At 50.6% G+C, this 23,754-nt stretch carries 23 protein-coding genes and 2 pseudogenes; 15 read left to right on the forward strand and 10 right to left on the reverse strand.

Annotated elements, in window-relative coordinates; genetic code table 11:
• Positions 1–34: 34 nt before the first annotated feature.
• From P0X86_RS20675 to P0X86_RS20695, 5 genes are all read right to left on the reverse strand, one after another.
• On the reverse strand, positions 35–310 hold the full coding sequence (locus P0X86_RS20675) for a WXG100 family type VII secretion target (protein ID WP_006211202.1): 276 nt from the start codon (positions 308–310) through the stop codon (positions 35–37).
• 157 nt (positions 311–467) lie between these two features.
• A complete protein-coding gene (locus P0X86_RS20680) occupies positions 468–980 on the reverse strand; it encodes a WXG100 family type VII secretion target (RefSeq protein ID WP_015736242.1) in 513 nt (170 codons plus the stop codon).
• Positions 981–1,007: 27 nt separating this feature from the next.
• Positions 1,008–1,814 (reverse strand): hypothetical protein, encoded by an 807-nt coding sequence (locus tag P0X86_RS20685; protein ID WP_015736243.1) that lies wholly within the window; start codon positions 1,812–1,814, stop codon positions 1,008–1,010.
• Positions 1,815–1,830: 16 nt separating this feature from the next.
• On the reverse strand, positions 1,831–5,814 hold the full coding sequence (gene essC, locus P0X86_RS20690; RefSeq protein ID WP_277746358.1) for a type VII secretion protein EssC: 3,984 nt from the start codon (positions 5,812–5,814) through the stop codon (positions 1,831–1,833).
• Positions 5,815–5,903: 89 nt separating this feature from the next.
• On the reverse strand, positions 5,904–6,215 hold the full coding sequence (locus P0X86_RS20695; protein ID WP_277746359.1) for a hypothetical protein: 312 nt from the start codon (positions 6,213–6,215) through the stop codon (positions 5,904–5,906).
• A 364-nt stretch (positions 6,216–6,579) separates the two neighbouring features.
• Between P0X86_RS20695 and P0X86_RS20700 the strand changes: the two are divergent.
• Positions 6,580–6,820, forward strand: a pseudogene (locus P0X86_RS20700) (hypothetical protein).
• Between the two features lie 34 nt (positions 6,821–6,854).
• On the opposite strand, the gene P0X86_RS20705 reads toward P0X86_RS20700, so the two are convergent.
• Positions 6,855–6,989, reverse strand: coding sequence for a hypothetical protein (locus tag P0X86_RS20705; RefSeq protein WP_260871389.1), 135 nt, complete (start codon positions 6,987–6,989; stop codon positions 6,855–6,857).
• 267 nt (positions 6,990–7,256) lie between these two features.
• On the opposite strand from P0X86_RS20705, the pseudogene P0X86_RS20710 reads away from it, so the two are divergent.
• The 4 genes and pseudogenes from P0X86_RS20710 (at position 7,257) to P0X86_RS20725 (ending at position 9,688) form a co-directional block, all read left to right on the forward strand.
• Positions 7,257–7,585, forward strand: a pseudogene (locus tag P0X86_RS20710) (PadR family transcriptional regulator).
• Positions 7,578–8,138 (forward strand): DUF1700 domain-containing protein, encoded by a 561-nt coding sequence (locus tag P0X86_RS20715; RefSeq protein ID WP_096774456.1) that lies wholly within the window; start codon positions 7,578–7,580, stop codon positions 8,136–8,138. The pseudogene P0X86_RS20710 and the gene P0X86_RS20715 overlap by 8 nt, the downstream one beginning before the upstream one ends.
• Positions 8,135–8,983: a DUF4097 family beta strand repeat-containing protein gene (locus tag P0X86_RS20720; RefSeq protein ID WP_277746360.1), complete on the forward strand. Its 849-nt coding sequence runs from the start codon at positions 8,135–8,137 to the stop codon at positions 8,981–8,983. The genes P0X86_RS20715 and P0X86_RS20720 overlap by 4 nt, the downstream gene beginning before the upstream one ends.
• Positions 8,984–9,061: 78 nt before the next feature.
• Positions 9,062–9,688: an FMN-dependent NADH-azoreductase gene (locus P0X86_RS20725; protein WP_009590690.1), complete on the forward strand. Its 627-nt coding sequence runs from the start codon at positions 9,062–9,064 to the stop codon at positions 9,686–9,688.
• 83 nt (positions 9,689–9,771) lie between these two features.
• On the opposite strand, the gene P0X86_RS20730 is transcribed toward P0X86_RS20725, so the two are convergent.
• Complete coding sequence (locus P0X86_RS20730; RefSeq protein ID WP_096774458.1) at positions 9,772–10,077, reverse strand: DUF2087 domain-containing protein; 306 nt, start codon at positions 10,075–10,077, stop codon at positions 9,772–9,774.
• A gap of 218 nt (positions 10,078–10,295) precedes the next feature.
• Here P0X86_RS20730 and P0X86_RS20735 point away from each other — a divergent pair, with 218 nt between their 5' ends.
• The 7 genes from P0X86_RS20735 to P0X86_RS20765 all read left to right on the forward strand — a co-directional run bounded on the left by P0X86_RS20735 (position 10,296) and on the right by P0X86_RS20765 (position 15,632).
• Positions 10,296–11,273 (forward strand): YpdA family putative bacillithiol disulfide reductase, encoded by a 978-nt coding sequence (locus P0X86_RS20735; RefSeq protein ID WP_096774459.1) that lies wholly within the window; start codon positions 10,296–10,298, stop codon positions 11,271–11,273.
• A gap of 130 nt (positions 11,274–11,403) precedes the next feature.
• The gene (locus P0X86_RS20740; protein WP_015736251.1) at positions 11,404–11,847 is read left to right on the forward strand and encodes a DUF441 domain-containing protein; all 444 of its coding nucleotides are present in this window, start codon (positions 11,404–11,406) and stop codon (positions 11,845–11,847) included.
• A gap of 204 nt (positions 11,848–12,051) precedes the next feature.
• Positions 12,052–12,978 (forward strand): decaprenyl-phosphate phosphoribosyltransferase, encoded by a 927-nt coding sequence (locus tag P0X86_RS20745; protein ID WP_277746361.1) that lies wholly within the window; start codon positions 12,052–12,054, stop codon positions 12,976–12,978.
• 29 nt (positions 12,979–13,007) lie between these two features.
• The gene (locus tag P0X86_RS20750; RefSeq protein ID WP_277746362.1) at positions 13,008–13,640 is read left to right on the forward strand and encodes an HAD family hydrolase; all 633 of its coding nucleotides are present in this window, start codon (positions 13,008–13,010) and stop codon (positions 13,638–13,640) included.
• Positions 13,628–13,969: an EamA family transporter gene (locus P0X86_RS20755; protein WP_213579165.1), complete on the forward strand. Its 342-nt coding sequence runs from the start codon at positions 13,628–13,630 to the stop codon at positions 13,967–13,969. The genes P0X86_RS20750 and P0X86_RS20755 overlap by 13 nt, the downstream gene beginning before the upstream one ends.
• The gene (locus P0X86_RS20760; protein ID WP_096774462.1) at positions 13,959–14,279 is read left to right on the forward strand and encodes an EamA family transporter; all 321 of its coding nucleotides are present in this window, start codon (positions 13,959–13,961) and stop codon (positions 14,277–14,279) included. Before P0X86_RS20755 ends, P0X86_RS20760 begins: the two co-directional genes overlap by 11 nt.
• A gap of 60 nt (positions 14,280–14,339) precedes the next feature.
• Positions 14,340–15,632: a DUF6080 domain-containing protein gene (locus P0X86_RS20765; RefSeq protein ID WP_277746363.1), complete on the forward strand. Its 1,293-nt coding sequence runs from the start codon at positions 14,340–14,342 to the stop codon at positions 15,630–15,632.
• A 79-nt stretch (positions 15,633–15,711) separates the two neighbouring features.
• On the opposite strand, the gene P0X86_RS20770 is transcribed toward P0X86_RS20765, so the two are convergent.
• Positions 15,712–17,457 (reverse strand): ABC transporter ATP-binding protein, encoded by a 1,746-nt coding sequence (locus P0X86_RS20770; protein ID WP_036661601.1) that lies wholly within the window; start codon positions 17,455–17,457, stop codon positions 15,712–15,714.
• Between the two features lie 250 nt (positions 17,458–17,707).
• Between P0X86_RS20770 and P0X86_RS20775 the strand changes: the two genes are divergently transcribed.
• Positions 17,708–18,220: a hypothetical protein gene (locus P0X86_RS20775; RefSeq protein WP_009590651.1), complete on the forward strand. Its 513-nt coding sequence runs from the start codon at positions 17,708–17,710 to the stop codon at positions 18,218–18,220.
• Between the two features lie 139 nt (positions 18,221–18,359).
• Here the strand turns inward: P0X86_RS20775 and P0X86_RS20780 are convergent, their stop codons facing one another.
• On the reverse strand, positions 18,360–18,809 hold the full coding sequence (locus tag P0X86_RS20780; protein WP_009590665.1) for an NUDIX domain-containing protein: 450 nt from the start codon (positions 18,807–18,809) through the stop codon (positions 18,360–18,362).
• Positions 18,810–18,855: 46 nt separating this feature from the next.
• A complete protein-coding gene (locus tag P0X86_RS20785) occupies positions 18,856–19,161 on the reverse strand; it encodes a HesB/YadR/YfhF family protein (RefSeq protein WP_009590696.1) in 306 nt (101 codons plus the stop codon).
• A gap of 585 nt (positions 19,162–19,746) precedes the next feature.
• Here P0X86_RS20785 and P0X86_RS20790 point away from each other — a divergent pair.
• Together P0X86_RS20790 and P0X86_RS20795 are read left to right on the forward strand one after the other, a co-directional pair.
• Complete coding sequence (locus P0X86_RS20790) at positions 19,747–21,504, forward strand: ABC transporter ATP-binding protein (protein WP_192571311.1); 1,758 nt, start codon at positions 19,747–19,749, stop codon at positions 21,502–21,504.
• Positions 21,505–23,610 (forward strand): ABC transporter ATP-binding protein, encoded by a 2,106-nt coding sequence (locus tag P0X86_RS20795; RefSeq protein WP_277746364.1) that lies wholly within the window; start codon positions 21,505–21,507, stop codon positions 23,608–23,610.
• The last annotated feature ends 144 nt before the right edge of the window (positions 23,611–23,754 follow it).

Here is a 23,754-nt window from a genome sequence, read left to right on the forward strand (position 1 = left end):
TAATGCATCAGAAAGCAAAAGTCTCCGAATGATATTAACGGGATTCGTCAGCCATACGGAATTTCTGAGCGATCGCCTTCAGCTCATTGCTGATGCTGTCAAGCGTTTGTACGAAGGAGTTCATCAAGCGGCTTGCTTCCTGGAATTCCTGGAAGAAGCGCTGCTTCGTCATACCATCCCATTGACCTTCCATTCCGTTGATCGATTGCGTCAGGCTGTTAACGATTTGCTGACTTTGATCACCGCTCTGTTTAAATTGGTTCGCTACTTGCTCCACTTGTTCTGGCGTAATTAAAATACGTCCTGCCATTTATGTAACCTCCTTGAAATTCGTTTTCTGGTGACACTTGACATCTTAGCCCAGAAGACTCGGTTTATCAAAATGTCCTCAGACCTAATTTCGAGTTACCCTATACGTCCCAATTTGAAACATTTTCCATCCCGAATTTCCCAAATGGAATAGGGATTTAGTTGGCAATCCCAAACGAAGACGGATCGGTAAAGGTCCAGCTCTGCCCGGCTAATGCGGCCTGTTTAGCCGCTCCCCCGTTGTCTCCGCTGGTCATGCCCACGGCTGCGGCTGCCGAACTCGGGTTCGAAATAACCGTGCCGGAGTTACCATATTCCGGAAGTATGGACGAGCGCCCATCCATCCCGGAAGCGGCGAACAGAGCCGTCGGTGATACGGTGCTTACGATAGCATGCTCCAAAATCGTATGGTATTGATGATCCGTTTCTTGAAATTGATCGGCTTTGCTTTGAAGATGCTTGCCCAGCTGAGCAAGAAGAGCTCCCAGATGCTCTCCAAGACTCCGGGCAGACTGCCATTCATCAATAACCGCCGCTTTGAGAGACGTCTCCCAAACAAGGGATTCCATGGCTTGGTTGAGCGTTCTCGTTATCGCTAAATATTCATCGCCACTATGCTGCAGCTGACGGCTTAACGTCCGGAGAGACTCCGGCTCGACAGAAATACGCATTGGTCCTCACCTTTCATACAGGCTCTGTTACTGTTTCAGCCACATGAGTAACATATGACGAAACTGCTCTTTGGTCGCTGGCGCTGCGGTTAGCCAGTCCTGGTCTCCCTCCAGGCTCATACGCAGCAGCCAATTCATGGACTCGTTCACTATAAATGCTGCATTTTGACTTTCCCAGCTGATTCCGTTCCAAATCGACAGCTGGAGTTCCCCCGAAGATACCTTGTTCTTCATGCATTTCGCCAAAGCGATTGAACCTTCCGCATCGTCCGTCAATCTGGCCAACCGATCGCCGATATCGTCGCAATTATGCTCGGTAACCGAGGTATAGATATCGCCGAATTCCTTCCGGCTAAGCAACAATGCCGGAATATCTCCCCAGTTTTGGTCGCTGAGGGCCAGATCCTGCACCAGTTGATCGCAGGTTTGTTCGATGGTACCGAGTTCGCTAAGCATGTAACACCGGTTGTCTTCATCGCTTCTGCATACTTGTATTACCCGTTCGTCAGTAACATGCAAATATCCTTCAAACGCCGAATCCTGATTTTCATATTTCAACCAGCACGCACGTTCCGCAAGACCGGCAATAGCCACTCGTGAGAAGACTTCGGGTGGGATCGACAATTCCCCGCCTTCCTCTTGAATCAAATATTGCTTGCTTAGGAGCGATTGTTTGGTTTTCTCCCACTCAACCGCGATTTCTTCCGTTAAATATCCTACAAAAGGATCTTCAACACCAAGTAATCGGTCCGATCCGATAATTCCAGCCAAGAAGAAAAATTCCTTGTCATTCAGCGTGATCGTTTCTTGTTTGGAAGCATGAATTGTCAACATTATGAGCCACCTCCCCTCAAACTACAACATGCCATCGGTCGCGAATTTCTGTGACCCATCTTTGGGCGTTCCATTCCTCATCGAACGGAACTGCGCCTTTTATTCTGGAAAATTTACGTTTTACGTAGTACCCCTGTCCCGGCGGAAGTATTTTTAGTCCTCCAGGACTATTAGAAGATTCAGAAAAAGGAATCCGGAAGAACGATAAATCGTTGGAATCCAAGGTTCCGAATAAAAATCCGTTTTGAGCAGCTTTGATATCGGTAAACCAGTCGACGCCATACGTCGGGAAATCCGCCGGCACGCCGGCAATGACGACATGAACCCTGCGGTCCCTTCCCTGTCTGACGATGGCCGACAGCTGGTCCTTCAAGGTGAAATCCGAAAGCTGCTTGCTGAGAACGTCGGCGTCATCAATCATGAGCAGGATGGCCGGGTCCTCGCTCTCCTTCGACCGGGTCTGTACCCGCTCATAAAGGCTCGTAATAAGCGGCCCCAGATCCTCCTCATTCTCCGCGTGGCCGCGGACATGCGGGAGATGGTTCATCCGGCTCAGGCCGCTGCTTCCATAGCGCGTATCCACCGTATAGATCTCCAGCTCATCCGGAGAAGTATGATATGCGAGCGATAGCATCCAGCTAAGAAGGAATGACGTCTTGCCGCCTTCCATTGGACTGGCCACGATAAAATGCGGCCCATCCTCCAGATTGATCGCAAAAGGAGTCAGATCATCCGTAGCCACCCCGACGGGCACCTGATACTTCACCGTTGCGGCCGCTTCATAAGGCTTTTGCACCTTAAGCAGCTGATGGAGCGGAATCTTGTCCGGCAGCGATTCGATCCGCGGGGCTTCCTCGCCATGCCATGATTCATGGTGTACCCGAATCCTGTCGCGAAGGGCTGCCGAACGGTCCCCCTCCTCCTGGCCGGAAGCCGGAAGTGCCGTCTGGAATTCAAGCGGAGGCACCTGGCCTTTGACCAGCCCTCTTCCTGGCGGAAGCTGGCTCGGGGCTCTCGTGGGACGACCCACCGCGTAATAATAGTCGGCCGGATCGGCAAGCTCGTACGATACCGCTTGCGAGATATTGCTCCGCACCTTCTCGAACATATCCGAAATCCGGTTCGCCGTGATGATAAACGTGATGCCCAGACTGCCGCCTTCCCGCAGCAGGTATTCCAGCATATCATTCTCGTCCGGATAGGAATTCCTAAAGTTCAGATAACCGTCGATAACCACGACCAGCTGTGGAACCGTCTCCGTGCTGCCACGGCGGTAGGACGCAACGGTCTTCACGCCTGCCTCGGCGATCATGTCTTTGCGTACAGCGGCCGTTTTCGCAAGAAAACGGAACAGGCGCTTGATCCGGTCATCTTCCTCTGCCGTCATGACTCCCCCGATATGCGGCAGTCCTGCAAAGTCCCGCATCATTCGGCCCATATCCACGATATATCCATGCCAAAAGTCCGGGGTATATCGACTTGCCAACGACATGAGCATCGTTTGAATAAAGGTCGTCTTTCCGAGTCCTGGCATCCCGTATACGGCCCAGTGGCCTTGCTCCAGATTGAGCACCAGCGGCTTCTGGCATTGGTTTGGCAAATCGTCAACCATTCCGACATAGGACACGAGTGCCGAATCGCCGAACGCAGCCGGCTGTTCAATGCTGGATTGTACCGTCTCCAAATCCAGGCTCTCCGGAAGCGGTGGAAGCCAAGGCCCCTGCAGCCGCTCAATCCCTTGCGCCTTGGCCACTTCCGCTACATGGTCGATAAACACCTGCAGCTGTTTGGGCACTTCCAGATGCGCTCCCAGGGACGGAGTCGACGCAAGCAGCGGTTCCGTCTTCCCGTTGATCCGGACCTCGCGGATGGAGACAGCGCCAGGCGTATCCTTCTCTTCAACGTAAGGAGCGCCGCTCCAAGCAAATTGCATTTCTTCAAACACTTCATCGCTGCCCACCTGGAAGTAGCCTCGTCCGGGCTTGTTGATCCAGGCTGCATTCGGAATCTTCAGCATGTCGCGGCTGTCGCCCTCGCTTTGTACCCGAAGACAGATGCGGAAGCGCGAGTTACTCCAAATTTTATCGTCCACGACGCCGGCCGGCTTCTGCGTCGCCAAGATCAAATGGACACCCAGCGTTCGCCCGATTGCGGCGATGCTGATCAATTCATCCATAAATTCCGGCTGGTCTTTCTTCAGCTGTGCAAATTCATCAATGATAATGACGAGATGCGGGAGCGGCTCGCCATGGCGATTGCGCAGCAGCTTGTAATACTCGTCAATGTGCTGCAGGTTTCCCGCATCGTTCAATATTTTCTGGCGGCGGACCAATTCGGCTTTGAGCGACACCTTCGCCCGCTCGATCAGATTGTTGTCCAAATTCGTTATGGTGCCCACGACGTGCGGAAGGTTCACAAACGTATTGGACATGCCGCCGCCCTTATAGTCGATCAGCATGAATGCCAGATCATGAGGGTGAAACTCCGATGCCAGGGAAGCAACGATGGATTGGATAACCTCGCTTTTCCCGGAACCGGTCGTTCCCGCGATCAGGCCATGCGGACCATGACCTTGACGCTCTATTTTATCATGAAGATTCAAATTAATCTTCTTTCCGCCCGCCCGCACACCCATGGGAACGGGCAATGAATCCGGATATCGGTTCTGCTGCCAGCGTTTGGACACGTCCAAATCGTTGATTTTCTGAATATCCATCATCTCGAATAGTGCCAAAACGCTAGGAATATCGGATGCAGAAGACCGTTTCAGCCGAATCGGCGCCATATACCGGGCCAATGCTTCGACCTGTTCCCTGCTGATATGATGGGATTGGAAGGATTGCCTGGAGACGGTGCCGTCCGGTTTCTTAATCGTGTACGCCGCCTGCTCCCGATCGACTTCGACGATAAGCTGGCAGTGCATCGGCAAGCTTTCTTTCCGGTCGGACAAGATGATGGTGACGGAGTCAGCCGCATCGGCATCTTCCATCAACAGAGGCAGCAGAGGTTCTTCCTCAATCAATTGGGCTGCGGATAGGATCACGACGTAAGCCGGCGTCTCAATCGATTTTTTTCCATGTTCGGAGCGATTGTTTTTACGCCGGTATAAATGGGTAAATATTTCATCAGCAAGCTGATGCGCATTGCTCCGTCGATCTGCAAGATAGCGGCTGGAACGGTCATCATCCCACGTATGGGGCAGCCAGCGCAGCCACTGCCATTCGCTTGCTTCCCTCTCCTCGTAGAAGGCGGCGATTTTCACTTCGTCAGGCGAGTGCCTGACGGCGGTTTGGGCCATCATGACGCGAAGCATGTTTAATACGCGTTCTCTTCCGCCGACGATCCCGATGACCTTGGATTCGAATAACGGCAGTGCAATCGAGGCATCGTCGACCGTCTGGAACTCGGATGACAGCAATTCGGCCGCTTCGATTAACGGGTCCTTATCATACCCGTCCGCACGGGGAGGCTTCACGTTAATGTGAAACGGCACTTCCCCCTTGCCCACGCAAATCTCCAGAAAATCCTTATCTTCCGGGGAACGTTCCCATAAACTGCTGCTCCGGTTCTTCACAACGTTGTAACAGACGTCCGGATCCCCATGGATGTCAAACAGAATATGGACCTGATCCTCCTGCCGCTCCTTCAGTTCTTCCCGATGCACGTCAAGCTGAGCCCGGTACTTCTGATTCCGTTCGGCCAGGTTCTTTTGATAGGTCTTCTTGTTGCTTAAATACATGAAGAACGGCAGCGTGTAGGATGTCAGCATCATAAAGATGGAGAGCATCTGGAACATCATGTAATTGGGATTCCCCATCTTACCGCTTACGTTCATATAGACATAGAAACCGATCGTCGCCGCCGTCATAATAATCGGGATAATGATGGCAATCATGGAAAACGACGGCTTGCTTGGCTCGGACGGTGGTCTCAGAATTTCCAAGTCTTCATTCGGTAAAGCCGGTCTAATGCGCGGCGAACGTTGGTACAACACGTTCATATGTCACTTCCTCCTAATCCAAAGCATCTGAAATGTACAATTATGTATTTGGCTGTTTCAGTTAAAACCAATGGGTTACTTACCCATTTTCAACTCTCTTGAAACAACGATCTTCTGCCATAGACAGGAGCTTCATCGGTGGTTGTCGAGAATGCGCGCTGCAACCGAACGTAGGAGCCTTCCCTCAATCCCGCTTCAACCAGGTTAGAGTGGCCGCCTACCGTAAACCACAAGCCTTCCGGGAATTTCGCTTCTAATATATATTGAATCCCTTCACTCGAGGGTTCGCGAAAAAGACGTAATCCCAGCAGCTCGTTCAACCGTTCAATGGAGCATTCATCGGGTACGTCGATATCAAACCAATCTTCTTCGTTTCGACCGCTGATCACGGTGAGTATCATCTGGTCAACCTGCCTTCCTCAAAATGGTAATCCTATGTTTATTCCATATTGAAAGCCCAATCACCTATTTCAATAGTTGCAAAAAATAGTTACATTATTGTAACTATATCATTCCAGGGTCTGTTCTGTCAATTTGTGTCATATTTCCTATTTCCTATTTTCGATGCGGATTTGTTGGTTCCGAGGAACTATTTGTGTATTCATTATAGGGGAAATCCGGGTTTTTCGACGGTAAAATCCCGTCGTTCACAAAAATGTCACGCTCATAAAAATGATGCTGATTAATTCTATGAATTTAAGGTTATTTTAAGATTGGCAATTTATAATGCAAATATCATGAAAAAACTTTCGTGAGGTGATTGATATGAAAACACTGATCATGTTCCAAAACAAGCCGGTTCCCGTTTATTTTACTACGGATAGCAAGCAGCCGGTTCAAAAGGTATTGAAACTGCTAACCAGCGCGCTTGACCATAAAATCCAAACCGGCAAAAAAGGCGCTGCAAAAATGCCTCAACTCCCTCATCAGCATTGAAATCGAGGGATCCGAGGCAATTCTACACAGCAAAAGCGAAAACGACTCTCTTGCGCTATCTCTCTTTTAATAAAAGGGGGTAGCCCTTTTTTTGTTTGTCTCCATTATAACCCGTAATAACGATCCTCGGCTATCTGCGCCCGCTGAATTCGGATCTGGAACAATTTCACGAGATTTCTCCGCGTTGTGATCTCCTGGCAATTACTCAGCTTTTTTAATATAAACCGATCGATGGACATACTGTTCATCCCTCCATTCTTGTCTTGGAAAAACGACCCTATGTTCTGATAACTTCTATTAACCGTGCCTTTTCAAGATTAAACGAGACTTCCGCCCTTATACAAAGCTTCTCACGGTTCGACGTTTTTTGATGCTAACCCATTTTATGATCAGTACCTTGCATTATTCAGTACTAAGTGATATCTTATTGTAGATCACTACTGAATATTAATTACTACCTCATGATAACAGCATGAACATGAATTTACGAAAGGAGGTATCGCCGTATGAATGTCAGTATTCAATTCAAAAAAGGCGTTCTTGAACTCTGCGTGCTTGTGCTGATCCATCGCAAGGACCAATATGGCTACGAGCTGGCTCAAGCCGTCTCCCGGCATATCGAGGTAGCCGAAGGCGCCCTGTACCCTCTCCTTCGCAGGCTTGTTAATGAAGGCTACTGCACCACCTACCTCCAGGAATCGAGCGAGGGCCCCCCCGTAAATATTATAAGCTGACGGACAGCGGAGTGATTTATATGCGATCTATGGTGAAGGAATGGCAAGCATTTGTAAGCAACGTGACCAATTTGATAGAGGAAGGGAATTTGTATGACTAAAAAACAGTTTATTTCGATTTTGGAATCTCGCCTTGCCGCGCTTCCTCCGGGGGAACGCCGGGAATTCATTCAGGATGTAGAGTCCCATTTTGTCATCGGCATGCAGAATGGGCGTTCCGAAGAGGAGATTGCCCGGGAGTTGGGAGACCCTTTTGAGATGGCGAAGGAAGCTTTAGGCGACCGGTACGTGGATATGGAAATGCCTGCTCCCTCGGCGGTCAGAAGACCGTTTGCCATAGGCAAATATGCGGTGGGAACCGGTTTGTTCTTCTGTGCATTAGTGACCGTCCCGTTCCTTGCGGCATTATGGTCCGGTGGCGTCGCCATCGCTCTGGGAGCCCTGGCAACCTTGCTGAGCCCGGTGCTCGTTCTGCTCGATTACATCCTGAATGGAACGTTTTATCCGGCTAAATTATTCTTATCGATCTCCTTGATCGGAATCGGCATCTTCCTCGGATATGCCACACGCTCGGCCATGGTTGGATTGTTATCGTTAACCTTGAGGTACTCCAGATGGAATACACGTTTGTTGAAAGGTCGTGACGCACAGTGAACAGAAAATGGTTGTTCAGCTTAGCAATCGCACTTATATTGGTAGGAATCATCGGCATGGCTGCGAACAAGTTTAAATTCGGGGAAGAACTGGTCAGCTACCAGAACCGATGGGATCTGCAGGATGCCGTGAATTTGGAGAAATTAACAATCACCAGCAAAATGAATGTCAATTTCGTTTTTGAGGACAGCGGCGATGATAACGGGTATATCGCTTTTGACGGCAAATTAAAGCCGGAGCATGTCGATATCCTTGAAGCTTTTAAGCCTGCAGGTCAAGAAATCGATTTGGATCTGACTACGGCTGATTCGTTTCAGTTTATGAGCGTGGACTTTCATTCGCCGAAAGGGAAAATAACCATTGTCCTTCCTACAAGCACGAAACTCGAGGAGCTCGATTTATCAACGTTATCCGATAACATCCAGGTAAGCGGAGCTTCGTCCAAGTCGATTGCCATTTCCGTAAAGTCAGGCAATATCAACATGAACGGAATCGTAGCTGACCAGTTGAACGTAGAGAACATTTCGGGCAGTATTCGCGGCTCCGACATTCAGGCCTCCGCTCACCTCGTCAATCATTCAGGAGACGTCGAATTGAAAGATATGGAAGGCCCCGTGGACATCGAGGTCACTTCCGGCAATGTAAACGTAGGATTGCTCGGCGTTTCGTCGGTGAATATCCTGTGCAGATCGGGCAAAGTGAAAGTGCAGCCTGACCCTTCATTCCGCGGTTTCTATGACCTTAAGTCGCTCACCGGATCGATATCGGCGCCGGAGTCATTGAAGGAAACAACCGATACCATCCAAGTGGAAACCTACTCCGGTAATATCGATATCGTACACTGAGGCATTGTTGACAAACGATAGAAATGAAATATACTATAATTTATAAAGTAAACTATACAACAAGGAGAGTCTTCATACATGTCGAATGTACTATTCATCAAAGCTAACAACAGAGCGATCGAGCAATCGGTCAGCGTAAAAATGTACCATGAGTTTCTGGAATCCTTCAAAGCAAGCCATCCGGAAGATCAAATCACGGAGCTTGATCTGTTCGCAGAGAATCTTCCATATTACGACGGAACAGCCATCAACGGTATGTTCAAAGCTGCCAAGGGTTTGGAAGCTACTCCTGAAGAGCAAGCGGCTGCTGCCAATGTCAGCAAATATCTTGACCAATTCCTTGCCGCAGACAAAATCGTGCTGGCTTTCCCATTGTGGAACATGACCGTCCCTGCCGTTCTTCATACCTATATCGATTACCTGAACCAAGCAGGCAAAACGTTTAAATATACACCGCAAGGCGTGGTAGGTCTCGTGACCGGCAAAAAAGTCGTCATCCTGAATGCACGCGGCGGCAACTATTCCGAAGGTCCTATGGCTGCAGCAGAGATGGCTGTCAACTTCGTTATGGGCAATCTTCGTCAATGGGGCGTGCAGGATATCGAAACCCTCATCATCGAAGGTCACAACCAGTTCCCTGACGAAGCGGAAATGATCGTTCAGAACGGTCTTGAGCTTGTTAAAAAGGCCGCTGCCGGATTTTAATTGAACTTATACGTATTCATATAGCACTTCGCAAAAGCTGCCTTCACTGACCCAATCAGTGAAGGCAGCTTTTTTGCTTTCGTTTAGAGCGCATCCCACTGCGTCCATTCCTCGCGCGGGTTAAGAATATAGATTTCCTGATCCCGGCTCATAAATCGATGATTGATAAATTCTCGCCGAATCGTCGCATAATCCTCGTGAAAGCGCTTGATAAACGCATTGATGTCCTTTTCCGGATATTCCCTCCCCGCCTCCAACTGCTCCACCAAAAATTCCATGATGACAAGCTTCTTTTTATACTGTGCCGGGATGGACCGCAAGGATCCGTCCTTAGCAATAAAACTGCGAAGAACGGATGCTTTGTAGGCTTCTCGGGCAGTCTGTTCCATGCTGGACTCCTCCTTTTCGACAAACAATTTAACCAATTTCTAATTTAATGTTTATCTAATTAGATATTAATTAAATTGCAATTGTTTGTCAATCTCTTTCTGCATCAGGCCCGCTCGGACGGGAGTGCGATCGCCTGCATTCTGGATTTATCGCGATAATTGCTGTAGGATTATAATGCTGATAGATAGCGTAAGGTTAATACATAAGGAGGTTCATCATGCTCGACGTCTTAATTATCGGCGCAGGCCCATGCGGTCTAGCAGCTGCCATTGAGTGCGGCCGCCAGGGCCTCAGCTGCGAGATCATTGATAAACACAACGTAGTCCATTCCATTTATCTCTATCCGACCCATATGCAGTTTTTCAGCACGGCTGAAATGCTTGAAATCGGAGAAGTTCCGTTCGCCATATCGAATGACAAACCGTACCGGCACGAGGCGCTGGCCTATTATCGCCGGGTCGCCAAACATTTTAACCTGAATATTTCCCCATACGAAGAAGCCCTCACCATTGCCAAGCAGCCTGACGGCGGCTTTCAAGTAAAGACGCGGCGACGCGGCGGTGAAGAGGCCCTTCGACAAGCCAAACACGTAGTCATTGCTACGGGTTATTTTGATCATCCGAATTATATTGGCATTCCTGGTGAAGACTTGGAGAAAGTAACCCATTATTTCCGGGAAGCCCATCCTTATGCCGGCATGAAAACGGCGATCATCGGCGGCAGCAATTCCGCGGTGGATGCGGCCATGGAGCTAATCCGTGTCGGGGCCGAGGTTACGATGGTCTATCGGGGCGAGGAAGTCTCGCAGAACATCAAACCTTGGGTTCGGCCCCTGTTCGACAGCATGGTTCAAAAAGGGCATATCCAGCTTCATCTGAACTCCCGCGTCGTTCAAATCGCGGAGTCCTCCATTACGGTGCTTTCGAATCAGGGACAGGAATCGATCATCGAAAACGACTTTGTATTGGCATTGACCGGGTTCCGTCCTGATCGCAAACTGCTCGCCTCTTCCGGCGTTCAGCTCGACGAAGATATGGAGAAACCTCTCTATAATCCGGATACGATGGAGACCAATGTTCCGGGACTGTACGTCGCCGGCGTAATTGCGTCCGGCCGCAATGCCAATGAGGTGTTCATTGAAACCGGCAGGCTGCACGGCCGATTGATCGCGGAGCATCTGGGCACAAAGGTGTAACCAACGTCTTCCAAAGCGTACATTCTGGGAAGACAACCCGCGTGCAATTGATGTTTATTGCGATATCAGGAAGGCTTGCTCATCGGTAATTCATACTTTCTGATATCTAAATCATAAGGAGTGATCTCCATTGGACGTAACCTCGCTCATTCTGCTGGCTATGGCGGGCCTGGGCATTATCAGCAGCAATTCCGCCGTGACCATAGCCATGCTGGCATTGCTGCTCATCCGCGTCACCGGCTTCCAGCAAGCCTTCCCATGGCTTGAGAAATACGGGCTGACCCTCGGCATCATAATTCTCACCATCGGCGTGATGTCTCCGCTGGCGAGCGGCAAAATGAGTCTCCAAACGATCGGCGAATCCTTCCTGAATTGGAAGTCGCTTCTGGCCATCGCCGTCGGCATGCTTGTCGCATATCTGGGCGGACGCGGAGCCACGCTGATGGGCAGCAACCCTACGGTAGTCGCCGGCCTGCTCGTCGGCACCGTGCTCGGGGTAGCCCTGTTCCGCGGCGTGCCCGTCGGCCCGCTTATTGCCGCCGGCCTGCTGTCCTTACTTATCGGCAAATCGTGAAGTCTCACGGAACAACTGTTATTTATATAGGTAAATAGGATAAAGGCCAAAAACCTCCCTGCCGGTTTCATGAACCTTAAGGGAGGTTTATTTGTTCTATATTTAAGTACCATGCCGGACGGGCCGTTACCATATATAGTCTATTTTATGGTATGATAGCTATCGTATTTTAACGGCTTTTCCCGTAATCCCCTAAGAATTAGGATGTATCAGGAGGTAACACAATTGTCTTCAACGAATACCGAATCGGCCGCTGCCCTGTTAAAGCAGCTTCCCATGCTGCTCTTCAGGCAGCTAAGGCCGAAGCAATGGACCAAAAATTTGTTAATATTTGCAGCCCCCCTCTTCTCGTTTGAAACGGTAAATCCGGGGTCGCTTGTTGAAACCCTGATCGGTTTCTTCCTGCTGTCCTTCGTTTCGGGCTGCGTCTACATTGTGAACGATTATGCCGATCGCGAAGCGGATCGCAACCATCCGGTGAAGAAATACCGGCCCATGGCCTCGGGAGCACTCCCGCCTAAGCTGGCTGTCGTGTTCGGCATACTGCTGCTGATCGCTTCGCTGGCCGTCTCTTATCTGCTCAATCCGCTGTTTACCGCATTACTGCTGCTCTATTTTGCCATGAACGTAGCTTATTCCTTCCGGCTGAAACATGTTGTCATCATCGACATCATGATTATCGCGGCCGGGTTTGTGCTGCGCGCGATCGCAGGCGGGCTCGTCATTCACGTCCCGTTCACGCCCTGGTTCCTTTTATGTACCATGCTGCTATCGCTCTTCCTGGCGATCGGCAAGAGACGGCATGAGCTTCATCTGCTGCAGCATGACAAGGGCTCTCACCGCAAGGTGCTTGATCAATACTCGTTTGATCTGCTCGACCAGATGAGCAGCATCGTTACAACGGCAACCATCATCAGTTATTCGCTCTTTACCTTTACGTCCGGCAGGACCGTTCATCTTATGTGGACCATTCCGCTCGTCATCTACGGGATGTTTCGGTATCTTTATCTGATTCATATCGAGAAAAAGGGCGGTGCCCCGGACCGGGTGCTCCTGGAGGACTCGCACATCCTGGTCACCGTGGTCCTCTATGTCATCAGCGTTATCGGAATATTGATCTATTTTGAGTAATTAAAAAAACGGCAATTGAGGGAAATTTCATGAATCAGAAATTCGCTATTTTTGACATCGACAAAACGGTCATCCATACGGACTCCATGTTTCGATTTTTGAAGTACGGCATACGAAAACACCCGGCCACGACACCAGTCATCCTGAAAGTCGTGCTGCATTCCGTGCTCTACAAGCTCCGTCTCCTGGAAGCCGAAAAGGCAAAAAGCGCTTATTTTCATGCAATGCGCCATATGGATGACGCCGACCTGAAGCATTTTTACGAAACGGAATTGAAGCCTGCCATCTTCCCGAATGCGCTGAAGGAAATGCAGCTAAAAAAAAGCGAGGGCTATCATGTCCTGCTCGTAACCGCGTCCCCCGACGCTTACATGAGATATTTTGCGGAGCTGCCCTGCGTCGACGCGGTCATTGCCACGAAATTATCCGTTCGGGATGGGCGTTTCACGTCGATGATTGAAGGAAACAACTGCAAGGGGGAGGAGAAAGTGAACCGGATTCAGGAATACTTAAGCGAGCAGCGGATGGCCATTGATTACGACTCTTCCTGCGCGTACTCCGATTCCTTATCCGACCTGCCGATGTTTCGGCTTGTTAAGCACAAATATTTGATCAATCAAAAGTCCGCCCATGGATGCGAGGGATTAACATGGAACAAGTAAAAGCGCAGAGTGCCCCGCGCCACCTAGGCAAGCTGTTTATGGTCTTATCGGCTTTTTTGACGGCGACCGGCCAGCTGTTCTGGAAATGGGGACACGCCAATTTGGTGTTTATGGGAATCGGATTTGTCTGTTACGGCCTGGGAGCCATCCTCATGATCAAATCGTTTACCCTGGAGAAGCTGTCCGTTGCTTATCCCCTGATGTGCATCAGCTATATCGTGGCTTTGTTTTACGGGGATTTCTTTCTGGATGAGCCGTTAACCTTGAAAAAGCTGGCCGCCGTGGCCCTGCTTGGAATCGGGGTGACATTAACCTCCTATGAAAAGTGACGTGCCGCTGTACTTGCTTCTGCTCCTAATGACCTTGCTGGGCTCGCTGGGCAGCGTATTCTTCAAAGGATATACCGCGGGTAAACGAATCAAGCTGCTGCTGATCGGTTTTCTTAGCTACGGATTGGGAGCCTTGTTAAACATTTACCTGCTGGGGAAACTTCCGTATACGCTGGTGATGCCGGCCAATGCCCTTACGTTCCTGTGGGCGCTGCTGTTTGCCAAACTGGTGTTCAAGGAAACCATCGGCATTCGAAAAATCGCCGGCGTTGCCTTTATCATATCCGGATTGCTGCTGCTGATCTGGTAAACGAATGCCGCTAGGCCGAATCTCAATACATATCACGGATAGATTGGTGGAACGAAAAACATGACTTTTTTCAGTTATTTATTTGGAAATAGAAAAGATAATTACACGGCGGTCGGGCTAAGCGTCTGCCTTGCCTTATGGTATGTATTCATGAACCTTCCCTTCGTGACATACATCAAGGATCACGCAGCCGAATTGATGCCTCACAGCCCCTTCTACGGTGCGCCCTTTACGCTGAACCTGTTTAACTTCGACCCTTCGATGGAATATGGACCGGAAAATATTTCGATCATCCATCCGTTCATTAATTTCCTGACGAGTCCGCTAACAACGATGATCGGGAGCTCCAACCTCCCTTATCTTCTGATTCAATCCGTCTTGAACGCCTTTAGTGCAGCTTTGGTTTATTACATCGTTCGGCGAAGCGGAGCCGGCTGGCTGCTGTCCTTCGTAACGGCGGCTTTCTTCGGTATCAGCTCATATTCGCTGTTCACGGCATTCATTCCGGATTCATACGCGTATGCCCAATTCATGATCATTTTCTCGGCCGCTTATTTGCACTACAGCCGGTTGGAGGACCGGTATGCCGTCATGCCGAATGCCTCCCTGGCCCTGATTAATTTCGGGATCACGTCCACGAATGTGGCAACGTTCGCTGGAGCGCTGCTGATCAGCCTGTTCGATCGACGCCGAATGGATACGTTCAAAAGGTTTATCATCATTATGCTGATTTTTCTGGGAATGGTGGTGATCGTCACCCTGCTTCAGCACTTGCTGTTCTCCGGTAAGTCATGGATCGCGAACGTGTTTTCAAGCGTGCAGAATGGTGCGCTCAGCTATGTTTCGCCCTTTTCATGGGAGCATCATTCCCGGGTCTTCTACATGCTGTTTGTAAGCCCGATCCTGTCGCCTGAGCTTGCCATGATCGATCCGGGAATCGCGGCGTTCGTGACAGATCTGGCCAAACCGTATCCGATCCATGTCCATATCGTCGGGATCGGGGTACTGCTCCTAGCCGTTCTGTCCTTCATCAGGGGCATCCGTTCCCGGGATACCTGGGCATTTTCCATCTATATTCTGTTCGCCATTCTGCTGCACATCATCGTGGGGTTCGGTTTGGCCACATATGCTTACGATCTCTACCTCTACGCAGGACATTATCTGTTTGCGCTGTTCGTGCTTGCTGCGCTGTTCATTGCCAAGACGAAGAGCCTCCGGCTTCAACAAGTCCTCACCGGCATCATGGCTCTGTTCCTGCTCATCACGCTCGTCAACAATATCGTGCTGCATGGTCAGTCGCTGGACTATATTCAGACGACCTATGACACGGTGTTCAAACATATCGAGAAATAAGACTGTAAAAAAATCAAAAGACCCGTCCCCTGAAGCATGGCCGAATACCATGCCTAAGAAGGACGGGTCTTTTGTGTAATTAAGTCTCCAAATGCTGCACGTTGTACAGTCTGGCATAGCTTCCATCCAGAGTCATCAGCTCGCCGTGCGTGCCCTGCTCCGTAATTCTTCCATTCTCCAGCACAACGATTTGATCGGCGTGCGTTATGGTCGAAAGACGATGGGCGACGATCAATGTGGTGCGGTTATTGGATAGGGATTGAAGCGCCTGCTGGATCAGATGCTCGGACTCCAAATCCAGCGCCGAAGTCGCCTCATCCAGCACCAGAATGTCCGGATCCTTGAGAAAGACGCGGGCGATCGCCAGCCTTTGCTTCTGACCTCCCGACAGCTTGACGCCGCGTTCGCCTACTTCCGTGTCATAGCCTTGCGGCAGCTGGGTAATGAAGTCATGGGCATTGGCGGCTTGGGCAGCGGCGACGATCGCGGCTTCATCCGCCTCCGGATTGCCGAACAGAATATTTTCTCGGACGGTGCCGCTAAACAGGAAGTTGTCCTGCAGGACCATGCCCACCGATCCGCGCAGGCTGTCCAGCGTCAAATCCCTGACATCGTGGCCGTTTATCTTCACCGCGCCCTGCTGCACATCGTAGAATCTCGGAATCAGTCCGATCAGGGACGATTTGCCGCCGCCGCTCATGCCGACGAACGCAATCGTCTGTCCCTGCCGAATGGTCAGGTTAATATCTTGAAGCACCCATCCCGCAGCGTCATTGTATTTGAAGGAGACACGGTCGAATTCGATCTGTCCCGCGGTCTTAAGCGTTTTGGCATTCGGACGGTCCACGATGTCATACGGCTCGTCCATTAGCTCCTTGACCCGCTCCAGCGACGCTGAGGCCTGCGTCAGCACCGTTGAAGAGTTAATCAGGCGGCGAAGGGGCGCATACAATCTGTCGAGATAACCGAAGAAGGCAACAAACGTACCTAATGTCAGATCTCCCTGGATCACCCGGTAGCCCCCGTACCCGATAACCAGAATAGGCGCAATATCGGTCAGCGTGTTAATCACCGAGAAAGTCAGTGCATTCCAGCGCGTCTGGGCCATCGCTTTATTCAGGAAATTTCCGTTGATGCCTTCGAATTTCTTCTGATCATAACGCTCCAGGGTAAAGCTTCGGATGACCGAGATCCCTTGAATCCGCTCATGCAGGTATGCCTGAATGCCCGCGAGAGCCTGCGACCGGTCTTTGGTCAAGCGTTTAAGCCGTTTATAGAGTAAGTTCACCGCAAGTCCGTAGAGAGGCAGAATCGAGATGGCAACCAGCGTCAAAACGGGATTCATGAAGAGCATGACCACTAATACGAACAGCAATGTGAACATATCCAGCCAGATGTTCATCATGCCGACTTCCACCAGGTTTTTCGATTGCTCCACATCATTGATAAAACGCGATATCGCCTCGCCTACCTTGGTATTCTGGTAGTAACGAAGGGACAACCGCTGCAGATGCGCATACAGCCGGTTACGCATATCAAACAAAATACGGCTCGTAATGAACTGCGCAAAATATTGCCGCAGGTATTCCACCGGACCGCGAACGATGACAAACAGCACCAGCGTCCCCCCGAGAATCCACATCAGATCCTGGATTTTCTGCTCGATGCTCATCTGCTGATTGATCAGCAGATCATCCACGACATATTTCATGATCATGGGCAGCAATAACGGGATCGCGAATTTGATCATGCCGATGATGAGGGTGAGAATGATCCACTTCATATACGGCTTAACGAACGGATAATAGATTTTCCATGACTTCAAAGGTGAATCACAGCCCCTTTCTTCAGGTTATAGAATGCACAAAGTTTTCTGCGAAGGTGAACCCCTTCGATAATCGCAAGAAAAACGCCCTTCTAAACGCTGTCTGCCTTCTGTAAAGGTACATCGATGGAGGTTTTTCTCAAGGGACATCCATCTTGTGACAGACGAAGAGCAGTTGACATTTGAGAGCTTCAATGCTTTATTAGTTCTAAACTCATGAAATGTATCATGTCTGCAGGAGGATTTAGTCATGACCAGAATTTTCGTGACGGAGGCGGTCATGCTGGCCATTTACGGTCAGCTGTTAGTACCGCCCAAACCCGTCGAATACATCATTCCATACACCACGATTTTGGAATTATATGAGCTTCATACCACGGAGGAACATCTCATGAATAGCAGTGCTGATGACCAGCACGTCAAAATAAAGATCGGCGAATTGATATCATATTTCGAAGAGCCGCTGAACAAAAAGAAAATCGAGCGGGCCCTCCAGGTTCCCTGGTCCAAAAGCCCGACCATTCCCGTTAGCGAAACCACTCGGGTCTCGGTCATGAACACCATGGACACCGCACCTTACGGAGAGTCCTTCGATCCCATTGAGACCGAGCTGCTGCTGGCTTCCCAAAAAGCGGAGGCTCCCATATTGACGGATCAATACGAGTTGATTCAGCGCATCGTTGAAAGCGCTCTTCCCGTGCAGGTCTATGATATCGACGATTTTGACTTTGCGCTGGAGGTCCCGTTATCCGGGCAGCCGTAAGGCTCCTGTGTACATGCATACACAAGGCAAAAGGAGTCCCTTCCCCGGTTTGAATGGGGCAGGGACTCCTCATGTTGACCGAAAAAAATTCCCCGTACGGGGAATTTAAAGCATGCACATCTGCCTCCACGAACGAGCCTCAGCTCTTCTTTTTTATCTTATCGAGCAAGCGGATCGTGATCGCATCCATAGCGGGCAATGCCTGGAAATCAAAATATTTAAGAGATACTTCCGTATTCGGGGACAAATGAATGGCGCTGTGCAGACCGGTTGCCGCATAAACGCCGATTACATAATATACCTCATCTCCACCAAGCTGCTTCTTCATATACTCCGGACCTGATACAAGGTCCAAGAGTCGCATATCGTCCGCGGTCAGGCCGCTCTCTTCCCACAGCTCTCTGGAGGCTGTGTCTTCAAGAGCTTCGCCGGGCTTCAGGTTTCCGATCGGGAGTCCCCACTCGTCCCTGTTCTGACGTTTCAGGAGAAGTATCTCTCCGTTATCGTTCAGCACAAGCACCGCCGCTTTCACACGGACCACCGAACGTTTGCCGATATACTGGCGAATATCACGGTGATATACGCTCATCTTGGGAACCTCCTTTCCCTAGATGGCGCTGCAGTCTCTCATCAGGTTAATTTACTGCGCCCTCTTCTTCATAAATATACGAAATGTCATCCAAGGATTCCTCATATTTCACGCGTAGCGTATACCCTTTCAAATACCACAGATCCTGCTCTTCCATATAGAAAGTTACCTCTTCCGAACGCTCCGTCAGTCCTGCTTCCCTTGGCTCTTCTACCGAAATACCGAGCGAAAAGCCGGGATGGAGCCCGCCGCCCGAGCTATAGCGTGGAAAGAAGCGAACGAACGTGCCGGCTTGAAGGTCGAGCTCCTTCTTGTACCAACGTGCTGCCTGATCGCTGACTTGAATTTGCATGTGTCGTGCACCCTCCTTAGACGTTATTTTATGTTGATCCCTATCTTTTTGGCAGACCGGAGATCATAGGGACGGTATCCATATTTAGCTGCAATATTATCATAACGCATACGCACGTTAGGATACAAATCATTTTGATAATTAAATAGTGACATAAGGTTCCGGCCTTCCTTCACTATAAGAATGACTCGCGGGGATCCGAAAAAATAAGTTTGACACATTCCAGTTCATGGTGATAAAATTCAGTCCATACGAGATCGATTTGAATAAAATGTAAAATGACGAAGAAAGGGTGAGTGACATGCTGAAATTGTTTGCGATGGATAAAGATCATCTGGATCATCATTCCCTACAATTCAATATGGATCGACTCCCCGCTGGTGCTGTCTCATCATCATCAAGCCTCGTTCGTTCGTTATCGGAATGAATTAGAACGAAGCTGCTGACCTTTGCGCGGAAGTCATGATCACCGTGCGTATGATAAGTTCAAAATTAATGAAGCATATCGTCCGTCGTCGGATGATGTGCTTTTTTTGGTTTTTGCGGATGATATGATGCCAGAACGATACGAAAGGAAGGGATAATGTGTTTGCCGTACTTAAAAATTTAGGCTGGTTTTTCAAGCGTGAGAAAAAACGTTATTTGATCGGCCTGGCGCTGCTCATCTTTTGCGGATTGGTTGAGCTTCTGCCGCCGCTCCTGCTCGGAAACGCCATTGACGATATCGTCAGCAGTTCCATAACCTGGGCGTCCCTCGTCCAATACCTGCTCATGATTCTCGGCATCGTTGCTGTCGTATATTGTGCCACGTACATATGGATGCACCGTTTATTCGGAGGCGCAAACCTCGTGGAACGCCTGCTCCGTACCCGGTACATGAACCATTTGCTGCGGATGCTTCCTCCGTTTTTCGAGCGCAACCGTACCGGGGACCTGATGGCCAAGGCGACGAATGACCTTCGCTCCGTGGCTGCAACCGCCGGCTTCGGCATGCTCGTCATGACGGACTCCACCATCTACTTGATCGTCGTCCTGTTCGCCATGGGCTTCATCGTCAGCTGGAAGCTGACGCTGGCGGCGATTCTGCCGATGCCGATCATTGCCATCGGCATGGTGATCTACGGAAGAGCCATTCATAAGCGCTACACGCTGGCTCAAGATGCCTTTGGAGACATGAACGACCAGGTGCTGGAGTCCGTAGCCGGCGTGCGCGTCATCCGCGCTTATGTGCAGGAACGCGCCGATCAACAGCGCTTCCAGGATATTACGGATGACGTATATCGCAAAAATCTGGCGGTTGCCAAAGTGGATGCCTTATTCGAGCCGACCATCAATTTTTCCATCGGTCTCAGCTACGTCATCGGTTTGGCCTACGGGGTGTACCTCGTGTTCCAAAATCAAATCACGCTCGGAGATCTCGTATCGTTCAATATGTACCTCGGGATGATGATTTGGCCGATGTTTGCGATCGGGGAATTGATCAATATCATGCAGCGGGGTAACGCCTCGCTGGATCGGGTCAACGAAACCTTGAAGACGCCGCCGGATGTTGCCGACGTCGCGGATCCCGTAGACGTGAAGGTTCCGGACACGATTCAATTTAAGGATGTCACCTTCCGCTACCCGACCTCGACGATCGAAAATTTGCAAAATATCAGCTTTACGCTGCAAAAAGGGCAGACGCTAGGCGTTGTAGGACGCACGGGCAGCGGTAAATCGACGCTGCTGAAGCAGCTTCTGCATGAGTATCCGACCGGAACCGGGGATATCCTCATATCCGGCGTGCCGATGGAGAGGCTCGCGACCGATCAGCTCCACGGCTGGATCGGGTATGTGCCGCAGGAGCAGATCCTGTTCTCCAAGACGGTGCGCCAGAACATCCAATTCGGCAAGAAGGATGCCAGCGACGAATTGATCATGGAGGCGATTACGACCGCTGCGTTTGACCGCGATCTGGTCACCCTGTCCGATGGTCTTGATACCGTTGTCGGCGAAAAAGGCGTGGCGCTGTCCGGCGGGCAAAAACAGCGGGTTTCCCTGGCCCGGGCTTTCATCGGCGACCCTGAAATCCTGATTCTGGACGATTCCTTGTCCGCGGTGGATGCGCGCACGGAAGCCAGGATCATCGATAATATCCGGAGCAAGCGCGCCGGTAAAACGACCCTGATCTCCACGCATCGCCTCTCGGCGGTCCAGCATGCCGATCTGATCGTCGTGCTGGAGGACGGCCGAATCACGGAGCAGGGAACCCATGATGAACTGCTGGAACTCGGCGGCTGGTACCGCGAGCAATTCGAACGCCAGCAGGTGGAAAACAATCTGACCTCGGAGGAGGTGTCTTAATTGACTCCAAGCGATACAACCATCTCGAATGAATCCGGAATTGCCAAACGGCTCTTCCGCTATGCCTTAACGGCTAAGGGCACCTTCATCACCGCCCTGATTCTGCTGGCCATCGGCGTTGCCGCGGAGCTGGCAGGGCCCTTCATCGCGAAAACGATGATCGACGAGCATATCCTGGGCATCGAGCGTCCCTATTATGAGACGACGCAGGCTCAGGGTGCCGCATCCTATAACGGAACTTATTATAAACGCGAGGATCGCTTTCAGGAAGGCGAGACGCGAGGCCGGGAAGTGCGCCTCGTTCAGGCAGGCCGCAGCTTCTATTTCATTGATGAGCCGGTAACCCGAACCGAGGGAAACCGTTCCTTCCAGGATGGCGTATTGACGATTTCCTACGCCTCGGAAGAGCTGCAATACCCGGCCGTCAAATTAACCAAGGAACAGCTGTTTGAATTTTACAAGCCCGAGCTGCCCAGCATTTATAAACTCGTCGGCCTGTTCCTGATCTGTCTTCTGATCTCCATGATAACGGTATTCGGCAGAACGTACTGGCTCCAATCGGCAGCCAATCGGGTCATCCAGAAGCTGCGTACCGATGTATATGCCCATATACAGCGCTTGCCCGTCAACTTCTTCGATAATCTGCCGGCTGGCAAAGTCGTATCCCGGGTAACCAATGACACCGAAGCGGTAAAGGACCTGTTCGTTGCCGTATTATCCAACTTCAGCTCCGGCGCCGTCTATATCACGGGTGTTTATGTCGCCCTGTTCCTTCTGGACGTCAGACTCGGCTTGATCAGTTTGTTTGTCATCCCGATGCTGATTGTATGGACCATCCTGTACCGTAAATTCGCAACCAAATACAATACGGTCATCCGCTCCCGTCTGAGCGAGATTAACGCCATTATCAATGAATCCATTCAGGGTATGGCCATCATCCGTGTATTCCGCCGCCAAAAAGCGACCCAGGACGAGTTCGAGGCGCTAAACGCGGATTACATGGCCCATCAGAACAAAATGCTGAATCTGAACTCCTTCACCACGCACAACCTGGTCAATGTGCTGCGTAACGTTTCCTTTGTGGTCGTGCTCTGGTATTTCGGTTCGGCATCGCTGAACGGTGCCGGGATCGTTTCTATCGGCGTGTTGTACGCCTTCGTCGATCTGCTCGGCCGCATGTTCCAGCCGATTACCGGCATGGTCAACCAGCTGGCCGCGCTCGATACCTCCATCGTCTCCGCCAAGCGGGTATTCGAGCTGATGGATGAAACGGGCGAAAAAGTAACGGACGGCTCCATGCCGCGATATTTGGGGAATGTGGAGTTTCAGGACGTATCGTTCGCTTACAAGAAGGACTACGTGCTGAAGAACATTTCGTTTGAAGCGAAGCAAGGACAGACGGTTGCGCTTGTCGGGCATACGGGCTCGGGCAAAAGCTCCATCATCAATCTGCTGTTCCGTTTCTACGACCCGCAAAAAGGCACCATCACGATTGACGGCCAGCCTGTCACCGATATTCCGAAGCAGTGGCTCCGCAAGCATATGGGAATCGTGCTGCAGGATCCGTACCTGTTCACCGGCACCATTGCATCCAATGTCAGCCTGGGCGATCCGGACATTACCCGGGAACAGGTAGAGCAGGCCCTTCGCGACGTAGGTGCCGATCGGCTCCTGGCCCATCTGCCGCAAGGCTTTGATGAGCCGGTGCTGGAGAAAGGCAGCACGCTTTCCGCCGGTCAGCGCCAGTTGATCTCGTTTGCCCGTGCTTTGGCGTTCAACCCGGCCATACTGATCCTTGATGAGGCCACCGCTAACATCGATACCGAGACGGAAGCCTTGATTCAAGACGCGCTGGAGGTTCTGAAGCGCGGACGTACAACGTTTATCATCGCTCACCGCTTATCCACGATCCGCAGCGCCGATCAGATTCTGGTCCTTCACCGCGGAGAAATCGTGGAGCAGGGTTCCCATGACGAATTGATGGCCTTGGGCGGAAGGTACTTTAAAATGTACCAGCTCCAGCAAGGAAGCTCGCCTTCGGTTCCGGAGAATAAGGAAACGGTGCTGGCCGCTTCCAACAGCAACTTGGCCGGAGGGCATTTATAGATCAAGTTAGGCAAAGCTAACGCAGTCATTGAAGACAGACCGAGGTTAATCGTAGTTTTTCTTGCGATATCCGGAAGTTCCAAGCTTCGAAGTTTATACTTTCCGACACTATAAAAAGGCTGTCCCTGTCGAATGTATCATTCG

Source organism: Paenibacillus sp. BR1-192 (assembly GCF_029542445.1).
GTDB lineage: Bacteria > Bacillota > Bacilli > Paenibacillales > Paenibacillaceae > Paenibacillus_AQ > Paenibacillus_AQ lautus_A.